The organism is Frateuria terrea (assembly GCF_900115705.1).
GTDB lineage: Bacteria > Pseudomonadota > Gammaproteobacteria > Xanthomonadales > Rhodanobacteraceae > Frateuria_A > Frateuria_A terrea.
Window position 1 is genome coordinate 319,349 of record NZ_FOXL01000002.1, and the last position, 20,055, is coordinate 339,403.

Sequence of the window (20,055 nt, forward strand, 5' to 3'; positions counted from 1 at the left end):
CCCTGACCTTTGACACTGTCTGCCCCATGACCAATGGCCTAGCGTGACCGGCCGTGGCCGCGTCGTGGGGGACGTGGCCGGCAACAACGCAACCGCCGTACGGCGAACCACACAGAGGGAAATCCATGTCCAAGCAGTATCTGAAGCCGCTGGCGCTCGCGGTGAGCCTGGCGCTTTCGCTGACCGCGTGCGGCAAGCACGAGGCCGCCGAGCAGAAGCCGGCCGCCAGCAGCACCGCGCCGGCCGCCGCTGGCACCACCGCGATGGCCGCCGCGCCCAAGAGCGTGTTCGACGTCGGCGAGCTGGGCCCGTCGAACGAGGCCTGCGCGGACTTCAACCAGTTCGTCAACGCCAAGTGGGTCGCCGCCAATCCGATTCCTTCCGACCGCACCCGTTGGGGCGCGTTCGACAAGCTGGCCGAGGACAGCCTCAACACTCAGCACGACATCGTCGACGCCGCGGCGAAGAACGCCGCCGGCGCGCAGGCGGGTTCGATCCAGCAGAAGATCGGCTACCTGTACGCCTCGGGCATGGACGAGGCGGCCATCGAGAAGGCCGGCTTCGACCCGATCAAGCCCAAGCTCGACGCCATCGCCGCGCTGAAGAGCAACAAGGACGTAGCCGACTACCTCGACAAGAGCTTCAGCGACGGCGACGAGCAGGTGTTCTCGTTCGGCTCCGAGGCTGACTTCAAGAACGCCAAGATGCAGATCGGCTACGCCTTCCAGAGTGGCCTGGGCCTGCCGACCAAGGACTACTACACCGATCCGAAGCATGCGGACGAGCGCAAGGCCTACCTGGCTTATGTCGCCAAGACGCTGCAGCTGACCGGCGTGAGCGAGGCCGATGCCAAGAAGCAGGCCGACCAGGTGATGGCCTTCGAGACCAAGCTCGCCGGCGCCTCGTTCGCCCCGGTCGAGCTGCGCACGCCCGAGCACCAGTACCACTTCGTCAGCGTGAAGGAGGCAGACAAGATCACCCCGCACTTTAGCTGGGAGAAGTTCTTCGACGCCCAGGGCGTGAAGGTCGACAAGGGCTTCTCGCTGTCGCAGCCGAAGTTCTTCGCGGAGTTCGACAAGCTGCTCGCGTCGGCGCCGGTCGACCAGTGGCAGGCTTACCTGCGCTTCCACGTGATCGACGACGCCTCGCCGCTGCTGTCCAAGGCGTTCCAGGACAATTCGTTCGACTTCTACGGCAAGACCCTTTCCGGCCAGCCCGAGCAGAAGCCGCGCTGGAAGCGCGTGCTCGGCACGGTCAACCATTCGATGGGCATGGCGCTGGGCCAGCTCTACGTGGACAAGGTGTTCAAGCCGGAGGCCAAGGAGCGCGCGCAGGTACTGGTCGACAACGTGCGCAACGCCCTGAAGGCGCGCATCGAGAACCTCGACTGGATGAGCCCGGAGACCAAGGCCAAGGCGATCGCCAAGTGGAATACCTTCCTGCCCAAGATCGGCTACCCGGAAAAGTGGCGCGACTGGTCCGGCCTGCAGGTCCAGCCTGACAACTACTACGCCAACGTCATGGCCGCCGCCAAGTTCAACTACGAGTACGACATCAACAAGATTGGCAAGCCGACCGACCGCATGGAATGGGGCATGACCCCGCAGACGGTCAACGCGTACTACAACCCGACCGACAACACCATCAACTTCCCGGCCGCGATCCTGCAGCCGCCGTTCTTCTATGCCAACGGCGACGACGCGATCAACTACGGCGGCATCGGTGCGGTGATCGGCCACGAGGCCAGCCACGGCTTCGATGACGAGGGCAGCCAGTTCGACGGCACAGGCAACAACGTCAACTGGTGGAGCAAGGCCGACCGTGACAAGTTCGATGCGCGCACGGCCAAGCTGGTCGACCAGTTCAACGGCTATACCCCGATCAAGGACAAGCCGGACGTGCACGTCAACGGCCAGCTGACCCTGGGTGAGAACATCGGTGACCTGGGCGGCCTGAACGCGGCCTACGACGCACTGCAGGCGGCACTGAGGAAGAACCCGCAGGAAGCCGGCGAAAAGATCGACGGCTATACCCAGGACCAGCGCTTCTTCCTCAACTGGGCCCGCGTGTGGCGCGGCAACATCCGCGAGAAGCAGGCGGTGCTGCAGCTCAACACCGACCCGCACGCTCCCGCCTCGCTGCGCGCGATCGGCGCGCCGTCGAACATGGACGCCTTCGCCACCGCGTTCCAGTGCAAGCCGGGCGACGCGATGGTGCGTTCCGGCGACAAGCAGGTGAAGATCTGGTAAGCCGCATCCCCTCCTTTCGGGAGGGGATCGCCAGCATGCTTCAGGTCAAGGCCCCGCTTCGGCGGGGCCTTTTTTTGTTACCCCTTGTCACTTCCGCATCCGGATCAGGAGTCCCATCGGAGTGCAGTTGCCACCCCGGGCTTGTGATTGCAAATCATTCTCATTAAAGTTCGCGGCCTGCAGTACCTGCCAGACAAGGACTCCCATGGCCGGCATCACCAGCCGCAAGCATCCCACTCCCCCTTCGTTGACCTATAGCGTCGCCGCCGCCAGCCTGCTGGCGCTCGCCCTGCCCGCATACGCCGGCACCACCGTCACCGCCGACCCGCAGGTGCGTGACGCCAAGCGTCTGCCCGGCATCGAGGTCAATGCGAACCTGGATGCCGGCTACCGCGCGGACATGGTCGACTCGCCCAAGTTCACCCAACCGCTGATCGACACCCCGCAGACCATCGGCGTCATCACGCGCGACCTGTTCGAGCAGCAGGGCGCCACCACGCTGACCGAGGCCCTGCGCAACAGCCCGGGCGTGGGCACGTTCTACGCTGGCGAGAACGGCAGCACGACTACCGGCGACGGCATCTACATGCGCGGCTTCGACACGTCCGGCAGCATCTTCGTCGACGGCGTGCGCGACCTGGGTTCGATCTCCCGTGATCTATTCAATGTCGAGCAGGTCGAGGTAACCAAAGGCCCGGACGGCACCGAATACGGCCGCACCGCGCCGACCGGCGCGGTCAACATGGTGACCCGCCAGCCGCTGCGCACCGACGCTGCCGTTGCGTCGGTCGCCTACGGCAACGGACAGCAGCAGCGCGCCACCGCCGATCTCAACCGTCAGTTCGGCGCGGATGACGCGTTCCGCCTTGACGTGGTCGGCCAGGACAGCGGCGTACCAGGCCGCGACCGCGTGCGTCATCGCCGCTGGGGCGTAGCGCCATCGCTGGCGTTCGGGCTGGGCACCCCCACCCGCGTCTACCTGGATGCACTGCACGTCAAGCAGGACAACATCCCTGACGGCGGCGTGCCAACCATGGGCCTGCCCGGCTACGCCACACCCGATCCCGCCCGCCCGCAGCTGGGCCAGGCGCCGCGCGTCGACAGCGACAACTTCTACGGCACCGCCCAAGACCACGACCACGTGACCGAGGACATGCTCACGCTGATCGTGCAGCACGAATTCAATCCCGACATGGCGCTGCGCAACACCACGCGCTGGGGACGCACCTATCAGGACTACCTGCTCACCTCCTTCGTGGCCAGCGCTGCCAACCTGTCGACGCCGGACCCTGCCGACCCGTCGACCTGGGCCCTGGCTCGCAGCAATCCCAACTTCAAGCGGCAGTCCAACCGCATCCTCACCAACCAGACCAACATCACTGCGAATTTCGTCACGGGAAGAGTCATCCACGACCTGAGCACGGGGGTGGAACTGACCGAGGAGAAGGCGACCGCCGTGGACGTCGCGCCGCTGGGCGGCAGCATCTGGCCGGCCGCGAACCTCTATCGCCCGGACCCGCGCGCGGGCGGCCTGCGCTACGGCGAAACCGGTGCCTGGAGCACCGGCACCACCGATACCGCCGCGGCCTATGTGTTCGACACGCTGAAATTCGGCGAGCGCTGGCAGGTCACCGCCGGCGTGCGTCTGGACCGCTACACCACGCGCTACGACAGCATGGCGCTGTGCGGCGCGCGCAACGCGCCCGGATGCGGCACGCTAGCCCAGGGCACGCCCGTGCAGGGCCTGAAGGCGCGCGTCGTCGATACCCTGCCCAACGGCAAGCTCGGCGTGCTGTACAAGCCCGCGGCCAATGGCAGCATCTACGCCAACTTCGCCGTGGCACAGCAACCGCCTGGCGGCAACACGCTGCTGTTCAGCAGTTCCGCGCGCAGCGCCGACAAGCCGCAACTCGATCCGCAGCACGCCAGCACGACCGAAGTGGGCACCAAATGGGACCTGCTCGACCAGCGCGTGCTGTTCACCGCGGCGCTCTACCGCACGGTGGTCCGCAACGAGCTGACCCAGGACCCGGTCGACGAGCAGTACTACCAGACCGGCAGAAAGTGCGTGCAGGGCATCGAGCTGGGCGTGGTCGGACGGATCACCGACGACTGGGGCATCAGCGCCGGCTTCACCCGCATGGACGCCAAGGTCACCGCCGGCCAGGCAGTCAGCAACGACGGCTCGCGCGACCTCGCCTACACCCCACGCCGCGCGTTCACCGCCTGGACCACCTACCACCTGCCGTTCGGGCTCACCCTCGGCGGTGGTGCGCGCTATGCCGGCTCGATGAAGCGCGGCACCGACGGCGCGATCGGTACGCCGGCCCAAACCGGTTCGTACTGGGTGTTCGACGCCATGGCGAGCTTCCCGGCCAATCGCCATCTCGACCTGCAGCTCAACCTCTACAACCTGCTCGGCCGCGACTACATCGCCGCCATCAACAAGAGCGGCTACCGTTACGTGCCGGGCACGCCGCGCGCCGCAATGCTCACGGCCAGCATCCGCTTCTGAGCCCGGCCGCCCTCCCTTTCTGAAGGAACGCAGGAAACCGCCATGCTGCTGCACGTCCCCAATGTCCTCGATCGCGCGCAGGTCATGCGCATGCGCGCGGCGTTGGAAACCGCGGACTGGGCGGATGGCCGTGAAACGGTCGGTCCGCAGGGGGCCGGGGTCAAACGCAACGAGCAGCTGCCGGAAGCCTCGCCGCTGCGCACGACGCTTGGCCGCGAGATACTGGACGCTCTGGGGCGCCATCCGCTGTTCCATGCGGCGGTGCTGCCGCAGCGCGTGCTGCCGCCGCGCTTCAACCGCTACGAGGGCGGTGGCCACTATGGCTTGCACGTCGACGGCGCAGTGATGGCGCTGCCCGACGGCGGCCAGCTGCGCACCGACGTGTCGTGCACGCTGTTCCTCAGCGACCCGGAGGCGTACGAGGGCGGCGAATTGATCATCAATGACCTTTATGGCCAACACGAGGTCAAGCTTGCTGCCGGCGATGCCATCGTCTATCCGGCGAGCAGCCTGCATCGGGTGCAGCCGGTCACGCGCGGAGCACGCCTGGGTGCCTTCCTGTGGGCACAAAGCCTGGTGCGCGACGATGGCCAGCGCCAGCTGCTGCTGGAGCTGGATACCTCCATCCGCCAGTTGAGCGACAGCGGCGCCGATACCGGCGCACTGCTGCAGTTGAGCAGCGTCTATCACAACCTGCTGCGGCGCTGGTCCGATACCTGATCCACCGAAGCACGGCCACTCGAGCACCGCCGGCCTGCCGGACTTTCGTCACGCCTTAACCACTGGCCCATCCGGGCTCCTTCCCGCGCGAAGAAGGTGACGGCGCACAGCATTTCTTTGGCGACAGCGGTTCCCTCTACACGATCGGGAGCGGATAATCGGCGCCCCTTCATGCAACCTCGGCAGCACGATGTTCGTACCCGGTCAACGCTGGATCTCCACCGCCGAACCCGAACTGGGACTGGGTACCGTCCTGCGTGTGGAGGGCCGCGGCGTGCAGGTGCTGTTCGCCAAGGCCGGCGTGCTGCGGCCCTACGCGGCCGACTCGGCGCCGCTGGTGCGCGCCGAGTTCCGTCCCGGCCAGCGCGTGGCCGGCAAGGGCGTGGCGTTCCTTGTCGAGCGGGTGGAGATCAAGGACGAGCTCCTGATCTACCGCGGCGAAGGACGCGAGCTGCACGAGGGCCAGCTCGATGACGAGCAGAGCGTGAGCCAGGCCGACGATCGCCTGGTCGGAGGCCGCACCGATCCGGTGGCACAGTTCGAGCTGCGCCTGGAAGGCCTGCGCCGCCGCGCACAGGCACGCCGCTCGCCGACCTGGGGACTGGAAGCGGCGCGCATCGGCCTGGTGCCCCACCAGCTGCGCGTAGCCAGTATCGCCGCCTCGCGCCGCCCGCCGCGCGTGCTGCTTGCCGATGAGGTGGGCCTGGGCAAGACCATCGAGGCAGGCATGATCCTCGCCCGCCAGTTGGCCACCGGCCGCGCCTCGCGCGTACTGGTGCTGCTGCCCGACACGCTGGTCTACCAGTGGTTCGTCGAACTGCTGCGCCGTTTCAACCTGAGCTTCGCCATCTACGACGAGGAACGCTGCGAGGCACTGGAGCAGTCCGGTGACGGCAGCAATCCGTTCGACGATGAGCAACTGGTCATCGCCGACTTCCGTTTCCTGGAAGAAAACCCCAAGCGCGCGCGGCAGCTGCAGGAAACCCACTGGGACCTGCTGATCGTCGACGAGGCGCACCACCTGGCCTGGACGCCCGAGGCAGCCAGCCCGCGCTACACGCTGGTCGAGCAACTGGCCGCAAGGACCCCTGGCGTCATCCTGCTCACCGCCACGCCGGAGCAACTCGGCCGCAGCGGCCATTTCGCCCGCCTGCGCCTGCTCGATCCGCAGCGTTACCACGACCTGGACGTCTATCTGTCCGAAGCCGAGCGCTTCCAGGCGCTCTCGCCGATCGCCGACCGGCTGCAGTCGGGCGAGACCCTGGATGACGCGCATCGGACCACCCTGCGCGAGGTCTTCGCCAGTGACGCCGGCCTGCTCGCGTTGCTGGAAGACACCACCCGCCCGGCCGCAGCGCGCGAGTTGCTCGATGCGCTGATCGACCGCCACGGCACCGGCCGCGCCATGTTCCGCAACCGCCGCGCGGGCATCGGCGGCTTTCCGCGCCGCTTGCCCGAATGGCAGCTGATCGATGCCGGTGCACTGGATGAAAACGCCCGCCAGGTGCTGCTCGCCGAATTCCATGCAGACATCCAGCAACCGGCACCGGTGTTGGAACTGGACTACGCGACCGACCCGCGCCTGGACGCGCTGGTCGCCCTGCTCGATGCGCACCCCCAGGACAAGTTCCTGCTGATCTGCCGCAGCCAGGCCAAGGTACTGGCGCTGGAGGAAGCGCTGCGCACCCGCACCGGCGCCGGGATTGCCCGATTCCATGAAGGGCTGGGCATCGTGCAGCGAGACCGCAACGCCGCCTACTTCGCGCAGCCCGACGGAGCGCGGCTGCTGCTGTGCTCGGAAATCGGCTCGGAAGGCCGCAACTTCCAGTTCGCGCACCGGCTGATCCTATGGGACCTGCCGCTCGATCCCGACCTGCTCGAGCAGCGCATCGGCCGCCTGGACCGCATCGGCCAGACCCACGGCATCGCCATCCACATCCTGGCCGTGCAGGACAGCGCGCAGCACGTGCTCGCGCGCTGGTACGACGAGGGCATCGACGCGTTCCGTTCCAGCCCGGCCGACGGCCGCGAGTTGCTGCGTCGTTACGGCGAGCCGCTGGTGCGCCTTGCCGAGGAGCATGCGCGCAACGCCGACAGCCGCGACCAGGAGCTCGATGCCCTGATCGCCGACACCCGCGCCAGCCACGAGGAACTGGCCGCACTCATCCGTGCCGGCCGTGACCACCTGCTCGAACTGGCTGCCAGCCGCGACCCGCAAGCCGACGAGCTGGGCCAGGCTTTCCGACGCGAGGACGTCGACCCGTCGCGCGACTCCTATGTCCAGCGCCTGCTGGAGGCCTTCGGCATCCACGCCGAGGAACTCGGCGGCCAGGTACTGCTGCTCGACCCGCAATACCTCTCCACCGACGCGCTGCCCGGCTTCGCCGAAGGCCCGATCTCGGCCACCTTCGCGCGCGAAGTAGCGCTGGCGCGCGAGGAACTGCCGCTGCTGCGCTTCGACCACCCGCTGGTGCAGGGCGCGCTGGACCTGGCGCTTTCGGGTGAACAGGGCAATGCCGCCTTCATGGTCGACGACGCCCTGCCGCCGCGCAGCGCGCTGTTGCAGGCGGTGTTGCTGCTCGAATGCGTGGCCGACCGCACGCTCGACGCCGAGCGTTTCCTGCCCGCGCTGCCGCTGGTGGTGACCATCGATACGCGGCTGGCCGAACGCGCCGGATTCGAACCCAGCGAAGCGGCCGTGCGCAAGGCCGCCGACCGCAATATCGAGGTGCCCCGCTATCGCAAGTTCCTCGCCAAACTGGTGCCGCCCATGCTGGAGAGGGCCGAGGCCATCGCCGGGGAGCGCGCACGGGAACACGTAGCCGAGGCCGTTGCGCAGGCCACTGCGACGTTGGACGCGGAATTGTCCCGCCTGCGCGCGCTGCGCGCGGTCAATCCGTCGATCAACCCCGCGGAGATCGCGCTGCTGGAAGCCGAACGCACGGCCCTTCTCGCCGCGCTGCCGCAATCGCGCCTGCGCCTGGACGCTGTCCGCTTCATCGCCAGCCCGGACTTCCTCGCCCTGCGCTGAGCGCCCTGCTGCCTTTCCTTCGGGAACGGGTCCGGAATATCGGCGCGTTCTTCCCAGTCGCCTGCCTGCAGCCTTTCAGCGACTGGGCACGTTTTGGGACGGACTGGTCCCTTGCTCTTAATCGAGCTGCAGCGGCTCTACCGCGCGCGCTCGGGGGTTGAGGCAAGAGAGGCGTGCAAACGGCAGACGCTCGGATGCGCCGAGGCCGATGCCTGCAGGCGTGCGACGTTCTACTCCCCTCTCCTTCGGAGAGAAGGTTGGGGTGAGGGGCCGCGGCTTGCGACGTTGCTGCCCCGTGCAGCGAACCCACCGTTGAGATCAAGACTTCCGCAGGTCCACACTGCACGCCCCTACCCAAAGGAAGCAGGCATGCGCACCATCGGCCTCATCGGCGGCATGAGCTGGGAATCGACCGTCGAGTACTACCGCCTGATCAACCGAGGCGTACGCGATCGCCTTGGCCCGCTGCATTCCGCGCGCCTGCTGCTGGACAGCCTGGACTTCTCGGTCATCGCCACCTGCCAGCGCGAGGGCGACTGGGACCGCGCCGGAACACTGCTGGCCGAGTCCGCGCGCCGCCTGCAGGCCGGCGGCGCCGGTTGCATCCTGATCGGGGCGAATACCATGCACCGCGTGGCCGCTGCCGTGGAAGCCGCGACGCCGCTGCCGCTGCTGCACATCGTCGATGCCACCGGCAGCGCAGTCCGCGCGCAGGGGCTGAACACGGTGCTGTTGCTCGGCACCGCATTCACGATGGAGCAGCCCTTCTTCCGCGACCGCATGCAGCGCGACCACGGCGTGCGCTGCCTGGTGCCCGGACCGGCGGAACGGGCCGAGCTGCATCGGGTGATCTACGAGGAACTCTGTGCCGGCCGGTTCAGCCCACAGGCGCGCGAGTATCTACTGCGCCTCGTCGCCGCCGGCGTGCACGCCGGCGCGCAGGGCGCGATCCTGGGTTGCACGGAACTGGGACTGCTATTGGGCGACGCCGAAGCGGGCGTGCCGGTGTTCGACACCGCCGCGCTGCACGCCGCCGCGGCGGTGGAATTCGCGCTCGCTTAGGGCACGGTCGCCAGGTTCGCGCGCATGCGGCGGTCAATGCCGAAAAGCCAGTAGGCCACGGTCAGCAGCACCACCCATGCCACGCCGACGTAAAGCGCCACGCGCGTATCCGGGCTGTAGCCGAGCATCACCAGCACGAAGGCGAGGAAGGCCAGCGCCAGCAGGCTGCTCGCCGGCCACAGGCGCAACCGGAACGCCAACGGCTCCGGCTGCCGGCGGTGGAAGCGCCAGTGCGCCACCAGCACGGTGCCCCAGGTCCACACGGTGTTGAACGCCAGGATCGACATGATCATGCCGAAGATGCGCTCGGGCACCAGGTAGTTCATCAGCACACCCAGCAGCAGGAAGAAGATCGTCACCAGCACACCGCGCACCGGCACGCCGCTTGCGCTCAGGCGCCCCATCGCCGCCGGCGCCTGGCCTTTGCTGGCCAGGCTGTGCAGCATGCGGCTGCCGCTGAAGGTGGTCGAGTTGAAACTGGACAGCGCCGCGGTGATGACGACGAAATTGATCAGCCCCGCCGCCTGTGGAATGCCGAGCTTGGCAAAGGTGGTGACGAACGGGCTGCCTTGCGTACCCAGCTCGTTCCATGGGTAGATCGCCATGATCACGAACAGCGCGCCGACGTAGAAGATCAGGATGCGCCAGATCACCGAGTTGACCGCCTTCGGAATGGTGCGTTCCGGATGCGCCGCTTCGGCCGCCGCCATACCGATCGTCTCGATACCGCCGAAGGAGAACACCAGCACCGGCAGTGCCAGCACCATGCCGGTGAAGCCATTGGGGAACCAGCCGCCGTGCGTCCACAGGTTGGAGATGCCGACCGGCTGCCCAGCGTTGCCCCAGCCCAGCCAGATCATCCCGAAGCCACCCAGGATCATCAGCACCACGGTGAGCACCTTGATCAGCGCGAACCAGAACTCGAGCTCGCCATAGACCTTGACCGCCATCAGGTTCAGTCCACCGATCATCACCACGCTGGCGAACGCCCAGATCCACTGCGGCAGCTCGGGGAACCAGTCCTTCATATAGATGCCCACCGCCGTGCTTTCGGCGATGCCCACGCCCATCATCAGCACCCAGTAGTTCCACCCGGTGAGATAGCCGGCGTACGGCCCCAGGTACTTGTGCGCATAGGTGCTGAAGGAACCGGCGATCGGCTCGTGCGCGGCCATCTCGCCCAGCGCACGCATGATCACGAAGATCATCGCACCGCCGAACAGGTAGGCGATCAGCACCGACGGCCCGGCCAACTTGATGGTGCTGGCCGAGCCCAGGAACAGCCCGGCGCCGATGCACATGCCCAGCGCCATGAAGGTGATGTGGCGCGGCGTGAGCTGCCGCTGCAATTGCTCGCTCATGTAAGGCCCGTAAAGGAAGGAAGGGTCAGCGATTTAACCGGCGCTTCGGCTTGATCGGCAGCCGTCCACGCCAGTATTCGATCAGCACGTAGCCGCCGAGCATGCCGCCCAGGTGAGCAAAATGCGCCACGCCCGCCTGCGTCCCGGTCACGCCGAGCACCAGCTCTATCACGGCGTAGCCGGTCACGAACAGCCAGGCCGGCATCGGGATCGGCAGGAAGATCAGCATCATCTTCTCGTGCGGATACATCATGCCGAACGCCAGCAGCAGGCCGAAGATCGCGCCGGAGGCGCCCAGCGTCGGATAGAAGCCATGGGTGAACCAGTGCACCACCAGCAGTTGCGACAGCGCCGCCACGACCAGGCATACGAAGTAGTACAGCAGGAACTCGCGCCCACCGAACAGCCGCTCGATCGGTCCGCCGAACATCCACAGCGCCAACATGTTGAACGCGATGTGTTCCAGGCCTCCGTGCATGAACGCGTAGCTCACCAGTTGCCAGGGCCGGAAACCGACAGCGACCAGCCCATTGGCGGTCTGCGCCCACTGGTCCGGCCCCCACGGCCATAAGGCGAAGTGCAATACCAGTACGTCGCCCAGCAGCATCTGCAGCAGGTAGACGGCGATATTGGCGATCAGCAGGTTACGGGTGACAGGGGGAAGCTGGTAGGGCATGGTGGATCCGATGGCGACCTCGTCAGGGTAACGCAAACGGCACCCGCACACGGACGCTGTCCGGGCATGAAAAAAGGCCGCCTGCTGGCGGCCCGACTGCGGAAACCCCCGTGGTGTTTCCCATTCAACCGTTCTGCGCGATGCCCTCGGGCCGGCGTGCGCCAGCGAAATGCTTGGCCCAGTAGGCCTCGTCCAGGCTGGACACTTCCACCGACTTGCCTGCCGAGGGCGAGTGAATGAAGCGACCGTTGTCCAGGTAGATGCCCACGTGCGAGATGCGCTTCTTGCCGCGGGTGTGGAAGAAGACCAGGTCGCCCGGCTGCATGTCGTCGCGCTTGACCTTGATGCCCGCCAGGAACTGGCGCGCCGAATTGGCCGGCAGGTGCAGGCCGATCGCATGGGCGAATACGTAGCGGACGAAGCCGCTGCAATCGAAACCGGTGGAAGGCGAATGGCCGCCGCGGACGTAGCGCACGTCGCGCAGCTTCATCGCCAGTGCGACCAGCTCCTGGCGCAGGTCGGCCACTTCGCTGGCCGGTTCGGACTCTTTCGCCTGTGCCGGCACCAGCGCCGACGGATCGGCCGGCAGGGTCGCGTGAGCCAGCGCCGGTGCCAGGTTGGCCAGCGGCAGCGCCAGCAGCGGCGCGGCGGCGACAGCAGCCGGGGCGGCAGGCTCGGCAGCATGCGCAGGCACGATCGCGAACAGCGCGGCAAACAGGGCGGCGGTCACGATCGGGCGCTGGAAGGGCATGCGGGAAAATCCCTTTGCTGACGAAGGCTTTGGCCGTGGCTGCGGTCGCGGCCTGGCAAGGGATCGAAGTTAGCAAAGCGATCCGGCCCGGATGTTGGATTGACGTTAACTAAACCCCGGCGTTTCGAAACGTTCACACAAGCGTGTGATCGGGAGCACGGCAGCCAGCTCCCACCAGCTCCCGCACCTTGGCGGGCACGCCCGGGATACGTCGCGCGCGGCGCGCCTACTTGGCCGGCACGGGGCGTCGGCCGAAGATGGCCGTGCCGATGCGCACCTCGGTCGCGCCTTCGGCGATCGCCTGCGGAAAATCGCCGCTCATGCCCATCGACAGCCGTGGCAGCTGGTGGCCCCGAGCTGTAGCGGCATCGCGCAGCTCGCGCAACCGACGGAAGCAGGCACGTACGGCCGCGTCATCCTCCGATTGCACGGCCAGCGTCATCAGGCCGCGCACGCGGAGCGTGGGGTAGCCCCCCAGGCGGTCGAGGAAGGCCGGCAGCTCGTCCGGCGGCAGGCCGTGCTTGCTTTCCTCGGGCGAGGTCTTGACCTGCACCAGCACGTCGATCGCGCGGCCTTCGGCGCCCAGCCGCCGGTGCAGCGCTTCGGCCAGCTCCAAACGGTCCAGCGACTGCACTTCGCTGGCCAGCCGTGCGGCGTCCTTGGCCTTGTTGGTCTGCAGGTGGCCGATCAATACCCAATCGAGCGGCAGCTCGGCCAGCGCAGCGGACTTGTCGCGCAACTCCTGCACCTTGTTTTCGCCGAAGCGGGTCAGTCCCAACGCCACTGCCTCGCGAACGGCTTCCACGCCGAAGGTCTTGCTGACTGGCAGTACGGTCACCTCGGCCGGATCGCGGCCGGCGGCGCGGCATGCCGCGTCCACGCGCTGGCGCACGGCGGCCCAGCGCGCGGCGAGCGTGTCGGCCGTCTCGCCCATCTGGTCAGCCGCGCCGGGCCTGCTCGCCGTGGCGCGCCACCACCTCGGCCACCACCATGCTCACCTTCTTGCCGGTGGGGATGTGCAGGAACTCGTTGGGGCCATGCGCATTGGAATGCGGTCCCAGCACGCCGGTGATCAGGAACTGCGCCTGCGGGAACTTCTCGCCCAGCATGCCCATGAACGGGATCGAGCCGCCCTCGCCCATGTAGGCCGCCGGCGCACCGAAGTAGTGCTCGGAGGCCTCGGCCACCGCCTGCTCCAGCCACGGCGAAAGCTGCGGCGCGTTCCAGCCGCTGCCGTCCTTCTCCAGCTTGAAGCTGACTTTGGCGCCGTAGGGCGGATCCTTCTCCAGCAGCTCCTTGAGGAACCTGCCGGCCTTGGCGCCATTGAGGGTCGGCGGCACGCGCAGGCTGAGCTTGACCGCAGTGAACGGGCGCAGCACGTTGCCGGCGCTCTCCAGCGTCGGCATACCGCCGACGCCGGTCACCGCCAGCTGCGGACGCCAGGTGCGGTTGAGCACCAGTTCGACCAGGTCATGGGTGACAGGCTGCATGCCCTCGACGAACGGGAACTTGTCGTACACCGCCTCGCCCAGCACCTGCGTGGAGCGCCGCGCCTGCTCGGCGCGCTGCGGCGGAATCTCCACGTAGAGCTCTTCCGGCTTGATCCGGCCGGTGGCCGGATCCTCCAGCCGCGAGAGGATCTCGCGCAGGATGCGGAAGCTCGATGGCACCACGCCGGAGGCGTCGCCCGAATGCACGCCCTCCTCCAGCACCTGCACGGTCAGCTCGCCGCCGGTCATGCCGCGCAGCGAGGTGGTGAGCCAGAGCTGGTCGTAGTTGCCGCAACCCGAATCCAGGCATACCACCAGCGTGGGGCTGCCGATGCGTTCGGACAGGTGGTCCACGTAGTGCGGCAAGTCGTAGCTGCCGGACTCCTCACACGCCTCGATCAGAATCACGCAGCGCGCATGCGGCACGCCCTGCTCGGACAGCGCCAGCAGCGCCGAGAGCGAGCCGAACATCGCGTAGCCGTCGTCGGCGCCGCCGCGGCCGTAGAGCTTGTCGCCCTTGATCACCGGCGTCCACGGGCCGAGCCCCTCGGCCCAGCCGGTCATCTCCGGCTGCTTGTCGAGGTGGCCGTAAAGCACCACGGTCTCCTCGCAACCGGTCAGGGTCGCCGGCACGTCGATGTAGATCAGCGGCGTGCGCCCGGGCAGGCGCACCACCTCGAGGCTCGCGCCCTTGAGGGACGCCAGCTTGCCGCGCGCCCAGCGCTCCAGCAGGGAAACCGCCTGATCCATGTAGCCGTGCTCGGCCCACTGTGCGTCGAACATCGGCGACTTGTTGGGGATGCGGATGTACTCGACGAGCTGGGGCACGATCTCGTCGTCCCACAAGCCACCGATGAAGCCGGACAGGCGCGCGGTATCCATGGGGGCCAGACTCCTTGCATATACGGGAAGCCCTCTAGTGTACCAGCGGCACTGGAACGGCCTGTCATGCCCACACGGCGTCGGCCACCACCCACATCCGCAAGCGTCCTACCCGTCGGGAAGCCAAGTCTCGCGCCGACGGCGCCCGGCCGCGCGCATGGCCACACTTTCCGGGCGGCAACGGTGCCGTCCAATCATCCCAGGGAGGGAAACCCATGCAGTCGAAGTTCCGCAACCTGCTCGTCGCGCTGGCCCTCGCGGCCTCGCTCGCGTTGCCGGCGTTCGCCGCCACGCCGGTGAACGTCAACAAGGCCGATGCGGCCACCATCGCCAAGTCGCTGGACGGCATCGGCCAGTCCAAGGCGCAGGCGATCGTGGCCTGGCGCCAGGCGCACGGCCCGTTCAAGAAGGTCGAGGACCTGGCCCAGGTCAAGGGAATCGGCAAGGGCACGCTCGAGCGCAACCGTGACGCCATCCGCTTCAGCGGCGACCTGCCGCCGCCAAAGGCCGCGCCGGCCAAGAAGGCTGCGCACCGCAAGACCAAGGCCGTTGCCAAGAGCTGATCGGCGCGGCTTCCATTCCTTCCCTCGACAGCTCCGGGGGAGGGCCTGGAAGGGTTGACTTCCGGCCTCCCCTCGCCGGTTCCCCGACCCTTCGTCGGGAGCGCGGAGCGCTCCTGTCGCCATGGCAGTGGCTACGCCCATGGATGGGCACCCTGGCGCCGCCAACAGCGCTGCGCCGGGCTTGCGCTACACTCGCGCGCTTTCCACGCTACCGGCCCGCCATGATCCTCCCGCGCTACCGCATTGCCGCCTCTGCCATCGGCGGCGCCGGCAAGGGTTTGTTCCTCGACGAGGACGTAGCCGCCGGACGCATCATCACCGCGCCGGACGCGATCGACCGTACCTTCAGCCCGGCCGACCTGGCCGCGCGCCCGGAGCTGGCCTATGCCAGCGCCCGCTGGTTCGAGGACCGCTACACGCTCTCGCCCGACTGGCCGGACGAGTGCTACATCAACCACAGCTTCGAACCCACGGGCCTGTGGCACCTCGGCTTCGTGTTCGCATTGGCCGACCTGCCGGCCGGTACCGAGCTGACGGTGGACTACCGCCACCTGCTCCCGCCCGGTCAGGCCGAGGACTTTATCGATACCGCCACCGGTGAGAAGATCGTCGGGTATGCATGGGCCGAGAGCCTGGCCTCAAGTACGCATGCGCTGAGCCGATTGCTCAAGTGACGGCCTGCCATTCGGACCGATGATGTCCCACATTCCCACTCTCCAGACTCCGCGCCTGCGCCTGGTTGCACTGGCCGCCAGCCATTTCGACGATTACGCCGCCATGCTGGCCGATCCCGACAGCACTCGCTGGATCGGCGACGGCCAGCCGCTGGACCGCACTGGCGCATGGCGCTCGCTGGCCATGCTGCTGGGTCACTGGGAACTGCGTGGCTGCGGCATGTGGGCGCTGGAACTGAAGGACACGGGCGAATTCGTCGGCCGCGCCGGCCTGATGTATCCCGAAGGCTGGCCCGACCTGGAACTGGGCTGGATGCTCAAGCCCGAATTCCGCCACCACGGCTACGCCACCGAGGCCGGCCACGCCGTGCTCGACTTCGCCTGGAACCAGTTGCACGCGCAACGGGTGATCAGCCTGGTGCGCATCGGCAACGAGGCCTCCGACCGGGTCGCCGAGCGGCTGGGCGGCGAGCACATCGAAGACATGGACTTCTACGGCAGCCACAACCACGTGTTTGCCTACTACCCGCCGTACCGCGAGACGCGCAGGGCCTGGGCCTAGCCGGCCCCTGGAGCACCTGCCCGGGACTGCACCCTCGGGCAAGCTTCGATTCCGGCTCGCCGCCGATCCTCGAAGCGAAAGACTGGCAGTCCGTAAGCTCCGGGCACGGACACGCACGCCGAAACATCCCGGTTGGTCCCAGCGCAGGTGCAAGGCGCGCGAAACCGAAGCGCGTCCCTCTTGCAAGGGACTACACAAGGGACTACAGCGCCGGCGTAAACCCGCCCCGCCGCGACACCAGCGAACGACCCACCGCCGCCAGCGCGAACAGCCGCGCTACGCGCATCCAGCCGACCGCGAGCACGGCCAGCTCGGTGAACAGCAGCGCCAGCAGGAAGCCGCCCAACCCCACCGCCGTGGTCTGCAGGCGCGCCACACCGAAGGCCAACGCGACCGCCGAACCGATGGCGCCGACGATCACGTAGCTCAGCAACGTACCCAGCGGCCGGCGCAGCAACTGCATGAAGCCGCGACCCAGCGCGCGGGTCGCCGAGCGCAGGCCCGGGTCGACGATGAAGGCGGCGCGGGCCGAGTCGACCATCGCATGGGCCAGCACGAACAGCACCGCCAGCACCCATAGCGCCGTGTGCTGGTAGCGATCGGCAGCGCTCTGCAGCACCGCATGGTCGGCCGACTTGTGCGCCGCGCCGATGGCCATGGCGCCCAAGCCGATGGCGACCGCGTACGGCAGCAACGACCACAACATCAGGCGGAACATGCGGCCGTATTCGATCACCCCGGACTGCATCAGCTGGCCGAAGCCCAGCGCGCGGCCGGCGCGGCCGGTAGCCACGGTCATCCCGGTCAGGAACGGCCCCAGCAACAGCGCGAACGCCACCGCGAGCACCAGCGAGCCATGGAACCACGCGCTCGCTTGGTCCAGCGCCGTGATCATGTCGCCGAACATCAGGCCGTCGAACCGGCGCGCCCATGGCGCGGCATGCACCGAATGGTCGAGCAGGTCCGCCAGCGCCCGCCAGAACGGCAGCGCCGCCGCCGCGGTGGGCAGCAACAGGAACAGCAACCACAGCAGCAGAAGCCGCCACTGAAGGGCCACCACGGGAGCACGCAGCACGGCACCCACATCGGTACGTCGGGTCGAGGTCATCATCACAGCGACACCAGCAAGGAGAAGAAGGCCTGCACCAGGGCGGCGAAGTCGGCGCTCCAGCGGCGCGAAGCGCTGCCGTCGGGTTCCGTCGTGCGACTGTCGTTCAATTTGTCCGCATCGAGATAGATCTTCTGCCGCGGATCGAGCTCGGCAGATACCACCTTGGCGGGACCGGTGAAGTCGAAGCGCGCCCAACGGCGGTCGTCGTTCCAGCGCAGTTCCTGGTGGCTGCCGTCGGCGAAGGTCACACGCAGCGTCTGCGGCACCGGTGCTCCGTCGCGTACCACGCTCACCGTGCTGTGCCAGGGGAACGGCCCGGTGCCGGGCTTGGCGTTCGGATGGGCTTTCGCCCAGTCCTTGCGCTGCTTGTCGACCTGCTCGTCGAGCGCCTTGCTGTCGCCATCGGTGTGCTTGCCGTTGACGATCATGCTGCCCGCGGGCGGCAGCACCTCTTCGCTGTCGATGCTGGCGATGCGATCGTCGATGCGCGCGGTGCCGTACACATACTGGTCGAACACTTCGTTGACTGTCCGGGCGTCACCGGAAACGTCGATCAGCGTCGCGCGCAGGTCGGCCGCCGAAGGATGGCGGAAGTGCCAGCGCCGGTAGTACTCGCGGAAGGCGCGCTCGGTGACGTCCTTGCCAAGCCGCTCTTCCAGATCGTGCATGGCCGTGGCGGTACGCGCATAGACGGTTCCGTAGCTACTGCTGGAATAGCGGTCCCAGGCGTTCTCGCCGAGCGGATCGTAAGGATGCTTGAGGCCTGCGGTGAGCCGCTCCATCGCAAAGCCGCTGATCGATGGCGCAAGGCCCAGGCGCCTCAGGCCCGGCGTGGTCAGGTCGATACCCTGGTCGCGCGCGCGCAGCATGCGCTGGTCCCAGTATTCATTGAGGCCCTCGTCGAGCATCGGCTCCTCGAACTCGTTCGAGGCAAGCAGGCCGTAGAAGTAGCCGTGGCCGAACTCGTGGATGGTCACGAAATCGATCGCGTACTGGCTGAGCGTTCCGGGCGTGACTTCCTTGTAGCCCTCAGCGGTGAAGAAGGTCGGGTACTCCATGCCGCCGGCCTCTGACGCGTTGTACGGCGGCACCACCGCAGTAAGCGTGCGGTAGGGGTAGGGCCCGAGCGTGTCGGAGAAATAACTCAGCGAGTCGGTGCTGGCCTTGAGCACCGGCTGCGCGCTGGCGGCGTATTCGGGGGGATAGAGCACGCGCACGGCGACCTTCGGGCTGCCCGGCCCCTGCCAGCTGCCGTCGAGCACCTTGTAGCCCTTGGCCGCCACCCAGGCGAAGTCATGCACGTCGCCCTGCACGTAGTGGTAGGTGGTCTTGCCGTTGGCGGTGACCGGCGCGCCCTGCTGCTCGCCGACCGCGCCGACGGTGTAATCGCTGGGCACGGTCATGGTGACGTCGAAGCGGCCGAAGTCGGCGTAGAACTCGCTGTTGAAGTGGAACTCGTGCACGTTCCAGCGCACCTGCGTGGCGCCCCGTTCGCCGGGCAGCTCCAGCACGCCGATCTTCGGAAACCACTGTGCGACCAGGTTGAAATCGCCCCACCAGCCGGTGCGCTCGACCACGCGCGGCAGCTGGCTGAGGAAATCGATGTCCAGCGTCAGCGTGCCGCCGGCGGGCACCGGCTGAGCCAGATCGATGCGCGCCACTGTCTGGTCGGTCTTGGGGCCGCCGTCGGGATGCACGAACGACCACTTCAGCGCGCTGCCGTTCTGGCTGACCTGCTTGAGGTCGATCCAACCCCACTGGCCTTTCTCGAGCTTGGCCTCGCCGCGCGAGCCGCTGTGCGCAGTGAGGACCTCGCGCTCGGTGAAGAAGGTGCTGCCTTCGTTCTGGAACGCATTGAGGTAGAGGTGCACGTAAATGCTGCGCACTTCGCGGTCGCTGCGGTTGCGCCAGGTCAGCTGTTCCTTGCCGCTGACCGCATGCTTTGCCGCGTCGAGGGCGGCGTCGATGCGGTAGTCGACCACGCGATCGGACAGCGTCGGCTCGGTGCCGGTACGCGGACCGCCCCAGGCGTTCGGCGCACTGGCCGTGCGGGGTGCGGCGGCGTTCGCGGGAGCGAAGGGAATCGGCGTGTATGCCGGCGCGGCGCTCGCCGCGGGCGCAGGAGCCGCGGCTTGCGCGACTTGGGCGTGCAGCAGGCCCGGCATGGCGACCGCGCCGCACAGCGCGAGCACGCCCAGCCATCCGGTGACGATCGGTTTCATCTGCAACTCCCCCCTGTCCTGGCGACCCATGGCCGCCGCTATCCAAGATGCTGGCAGCCGCCCCCAAAGCGACCACCGCAGGCGCGCAGCGTGCGGCATCCATGGCTGGGCCACATAGGCCAAAGGTCATGCCCTGGCAACAGTGGAAGGCGCAAACACTGAGCCTCCAGCTGCCCTCCGGATAGA

15 protein-coding genes are annotated in these 20,055 nt (G+C 67.6%); 8 read left to right on the forward strand and 7 right to left on the reverse strand.

The features are described from left to right. The first annotated feature begins 125 nt into the window (after positions 1-125). From BMZ38_RS01515 to BMZ38_RS01535, 5 genes are all read left to right on the forward strand, one after another. Entirely contained in the window at positions 126-2,249 is a 2,124-nt protein-coding gene (locus BMZ38_RS01515) for a M13 family metallopeptidase (protein ID WP_091333272.1), read from the forward strand. Between the two features lie 205 nt (positions 2,250-2,454). After that, the gene (locus tag BMZ38_RS01520; RefSeq protein WP_091333275.1) at positions 2,455-4,764 is read left to right on the forward strand and encodes a catecholate siderophore receptor Fiu; all 2,310 of its coding nucleotides are present in this window, start codon (positions 2,455-2,457) and stop codon (positions 4,762-4,764) included. Positions 4,765-4,806: 42 nt separating this feature from the next. Then, positions 4,807-5,484, forward strand: coding sequence for a Fe2+-dependent dioxygenase (locus tag BMZ38_RS01525; protein WP_091333278.1), 678 nt, complete (start codon positions 4,807-4,809; stop codon positions 5,482-5,484). Between the two features lie 190 nt (positions 5,485-5,674). After that, positions 5,675-8,515: an RNA polymerase-associated protein RapA gene (rapA, locus tag BMZ38_RS01530; RefSeq protein WP_091333280.1), complete on the forward strand. Its 2,841-nt coding sequence runs from the start codon at positions 5,675-5,677 to the stop codon at positions 8,513-8,515. A gap of 369 nt (positions 8,516-8,884) precedes the next feature. After that, positions 8,885-9,577: an aspartate/glutamate racemase family protein gene (locus tag BMZ38_RS01535; protein WP_091333282.1), complete on the forward strand. Its 693-nt coding sequence runs from the start codon at positions 8,885-8,887 to the stop codon at positions 9,575-9,577. On the opposite strand, the gene BMZ38_RS01540 is transcribed toward BMZ38_RS01535, so the two are convergent. The 5 genes from BMZ38_RS01540 to BMZ38_RS01560 all read right to left on the reverse strand — a co-directional run bounded on the left by BMZ38_RS01540 (position 9,574) and on the right by BMZ38_RS01560 (position 14,737). Further along, positions 9,574-10,938, reverse strand: a complete 1,365-nt coding sequence (locus BMZ38_RS01540) for an amino acid permease (RefSeq protein ID WP_091333284.1) — start codon at positions 10,936-10,938, stop codon at positions 9,574-9,576. The genes BMZ38_RS01535 and BMZ38_RS01540 overlap by 4 nt on opposite strands. A gap of 25 nt (positions 10,939-10,963) precedes the next feature. Next, complete coding sequence (locus tag BMZ38_RS01545; protein WP_091333285.1) at positions 10,964-11,614, reverse strand: rhomboid family intramembrane serine protease; 651 nt, start codon at positions 11,612-11,614, stop codon at positions 10,964-10,966. A 124-nt stretch (positions 11,615-11,738) separates the two neighbouring features. Beyond that, the gene (locus tag BMZ38_RS01550; RefSeq protein ID WP_091333287.1) at positions 11,739-12,365 is read right to left on the reverse strand and encodes a C40 family peptidase; all 627 of its coding nucleotides are present in this window, start codon (positions 12,363-12,365) and stop codon (positions 11,739-11,741) included. Between the two features lie 226 nt (positions 12,366-12,591). Then, positions 12,592-13,299 (reverse strand): YggS family pyridoxal phosphate-dependent enzyme, encoded by a 708-nt coding sequence (locus BMZ38_RS01555; protein ID WP_091333289.1) that lies wholly within the window; start codon positions 13,297-13,299, stop codon positions 12,592-12,594. Between the two features lie 4 nt (positions 13,300-13,303). Beyond that, the gene (locus tag BMZ38_RS01560; protein ID WP_091333291.1) at positions 13,304-14,737 is read right to left on the reverse strand and encodes a M20 family metallopeptidase; all 1,434 of its coding nucleotides are present in this window, start codon (positions 14,735-14,737) and stop codon (positions 13,304-13,306) included. Positions 14,738-14,952: 215 nt separating this feature from the next. On the opposite strand from BMZ38_RS01560, the gene BMZ38_RS01565 reads away from it, so the two are divergent. The 3 genes from BMZ38_RS01565 (at position 14,953) to BMZ38_RS01575 (ending at position 16,536) form a co-directional block, all read left to right on the forward strand. Continuing rightward, the gene (locus BMZ38_RS01565) at positions 14,953-15,300 is read left to right on the forward strand and encodes a ComEA family DNA-binding protein (RefSeq protein ID WP_091333294.1); all 348 of its coding nucleotides are present in this window, start codon (positions 14,953-14,955) and stop codon (positions 15,298-15,300) included. 221 nt (positions 15,301-15,521) lie between these two features. Further along, on the forward strand, positions 15,522-15,974 hold the full coding sequence (locus BMZ38_RS01570; protein ID WP_091333296.1) for an SET domain-containing protein-lysine N-methyltransferase: 453 nt from the start codon (positions 15,522-15,524) through the stop codon (positions 15,972-15,974). Between the two features lie 22 nt (positions 15,975-15,996). Then, positions 15,997-16,536: a GNAT family N-acetyltransferase gene (locus BMZ38_RS01575; RefSeq protein WP_091334304.1), complete on the forward strand. Its 540-nt coding sequence runs from the start codon at positions 15,997-15,999 to the stop codon at positions 16,534-16,536. Positions 16,537-16,738: 202 nt separating this feature from the next. On the opposite strand, the gene BMZ38_RS01580 is transcribed toward BMZ38_RS01575, so the two are convergent. Together BMZ38_RS01580 and BMZ38_RS01585 are read right to left on the reverse strand one after the other, a co-directional pair. Then, positions 16,739-17,647, reverse strand: coding sequence for a V-type ATP synthase subunit I (locus tag BMZ38_RS01580; protein ID WP_091333298.1), 909 nt, complete (start codon positions 17,645-17,647; stop codon positions 16,739-16,741). Next, positions 17,647-19,869, reverse strand: a complete 2,223-nt coding sequence (locus BMZ38_RS01585) for a M1 family metallopeptidase (RefSeq protein ID WP_175483645.1) — start codon at positions 19,867-19,869, stop codon at positions 17,647-17,649. The genes BMZ38_RS01580 and BMZ38_RS01585 overlap by 1 nt, the downstream gene beginning before the upstream one ends. Positions 19,870-20,055 lie beyond the last annotated feature (186 nt).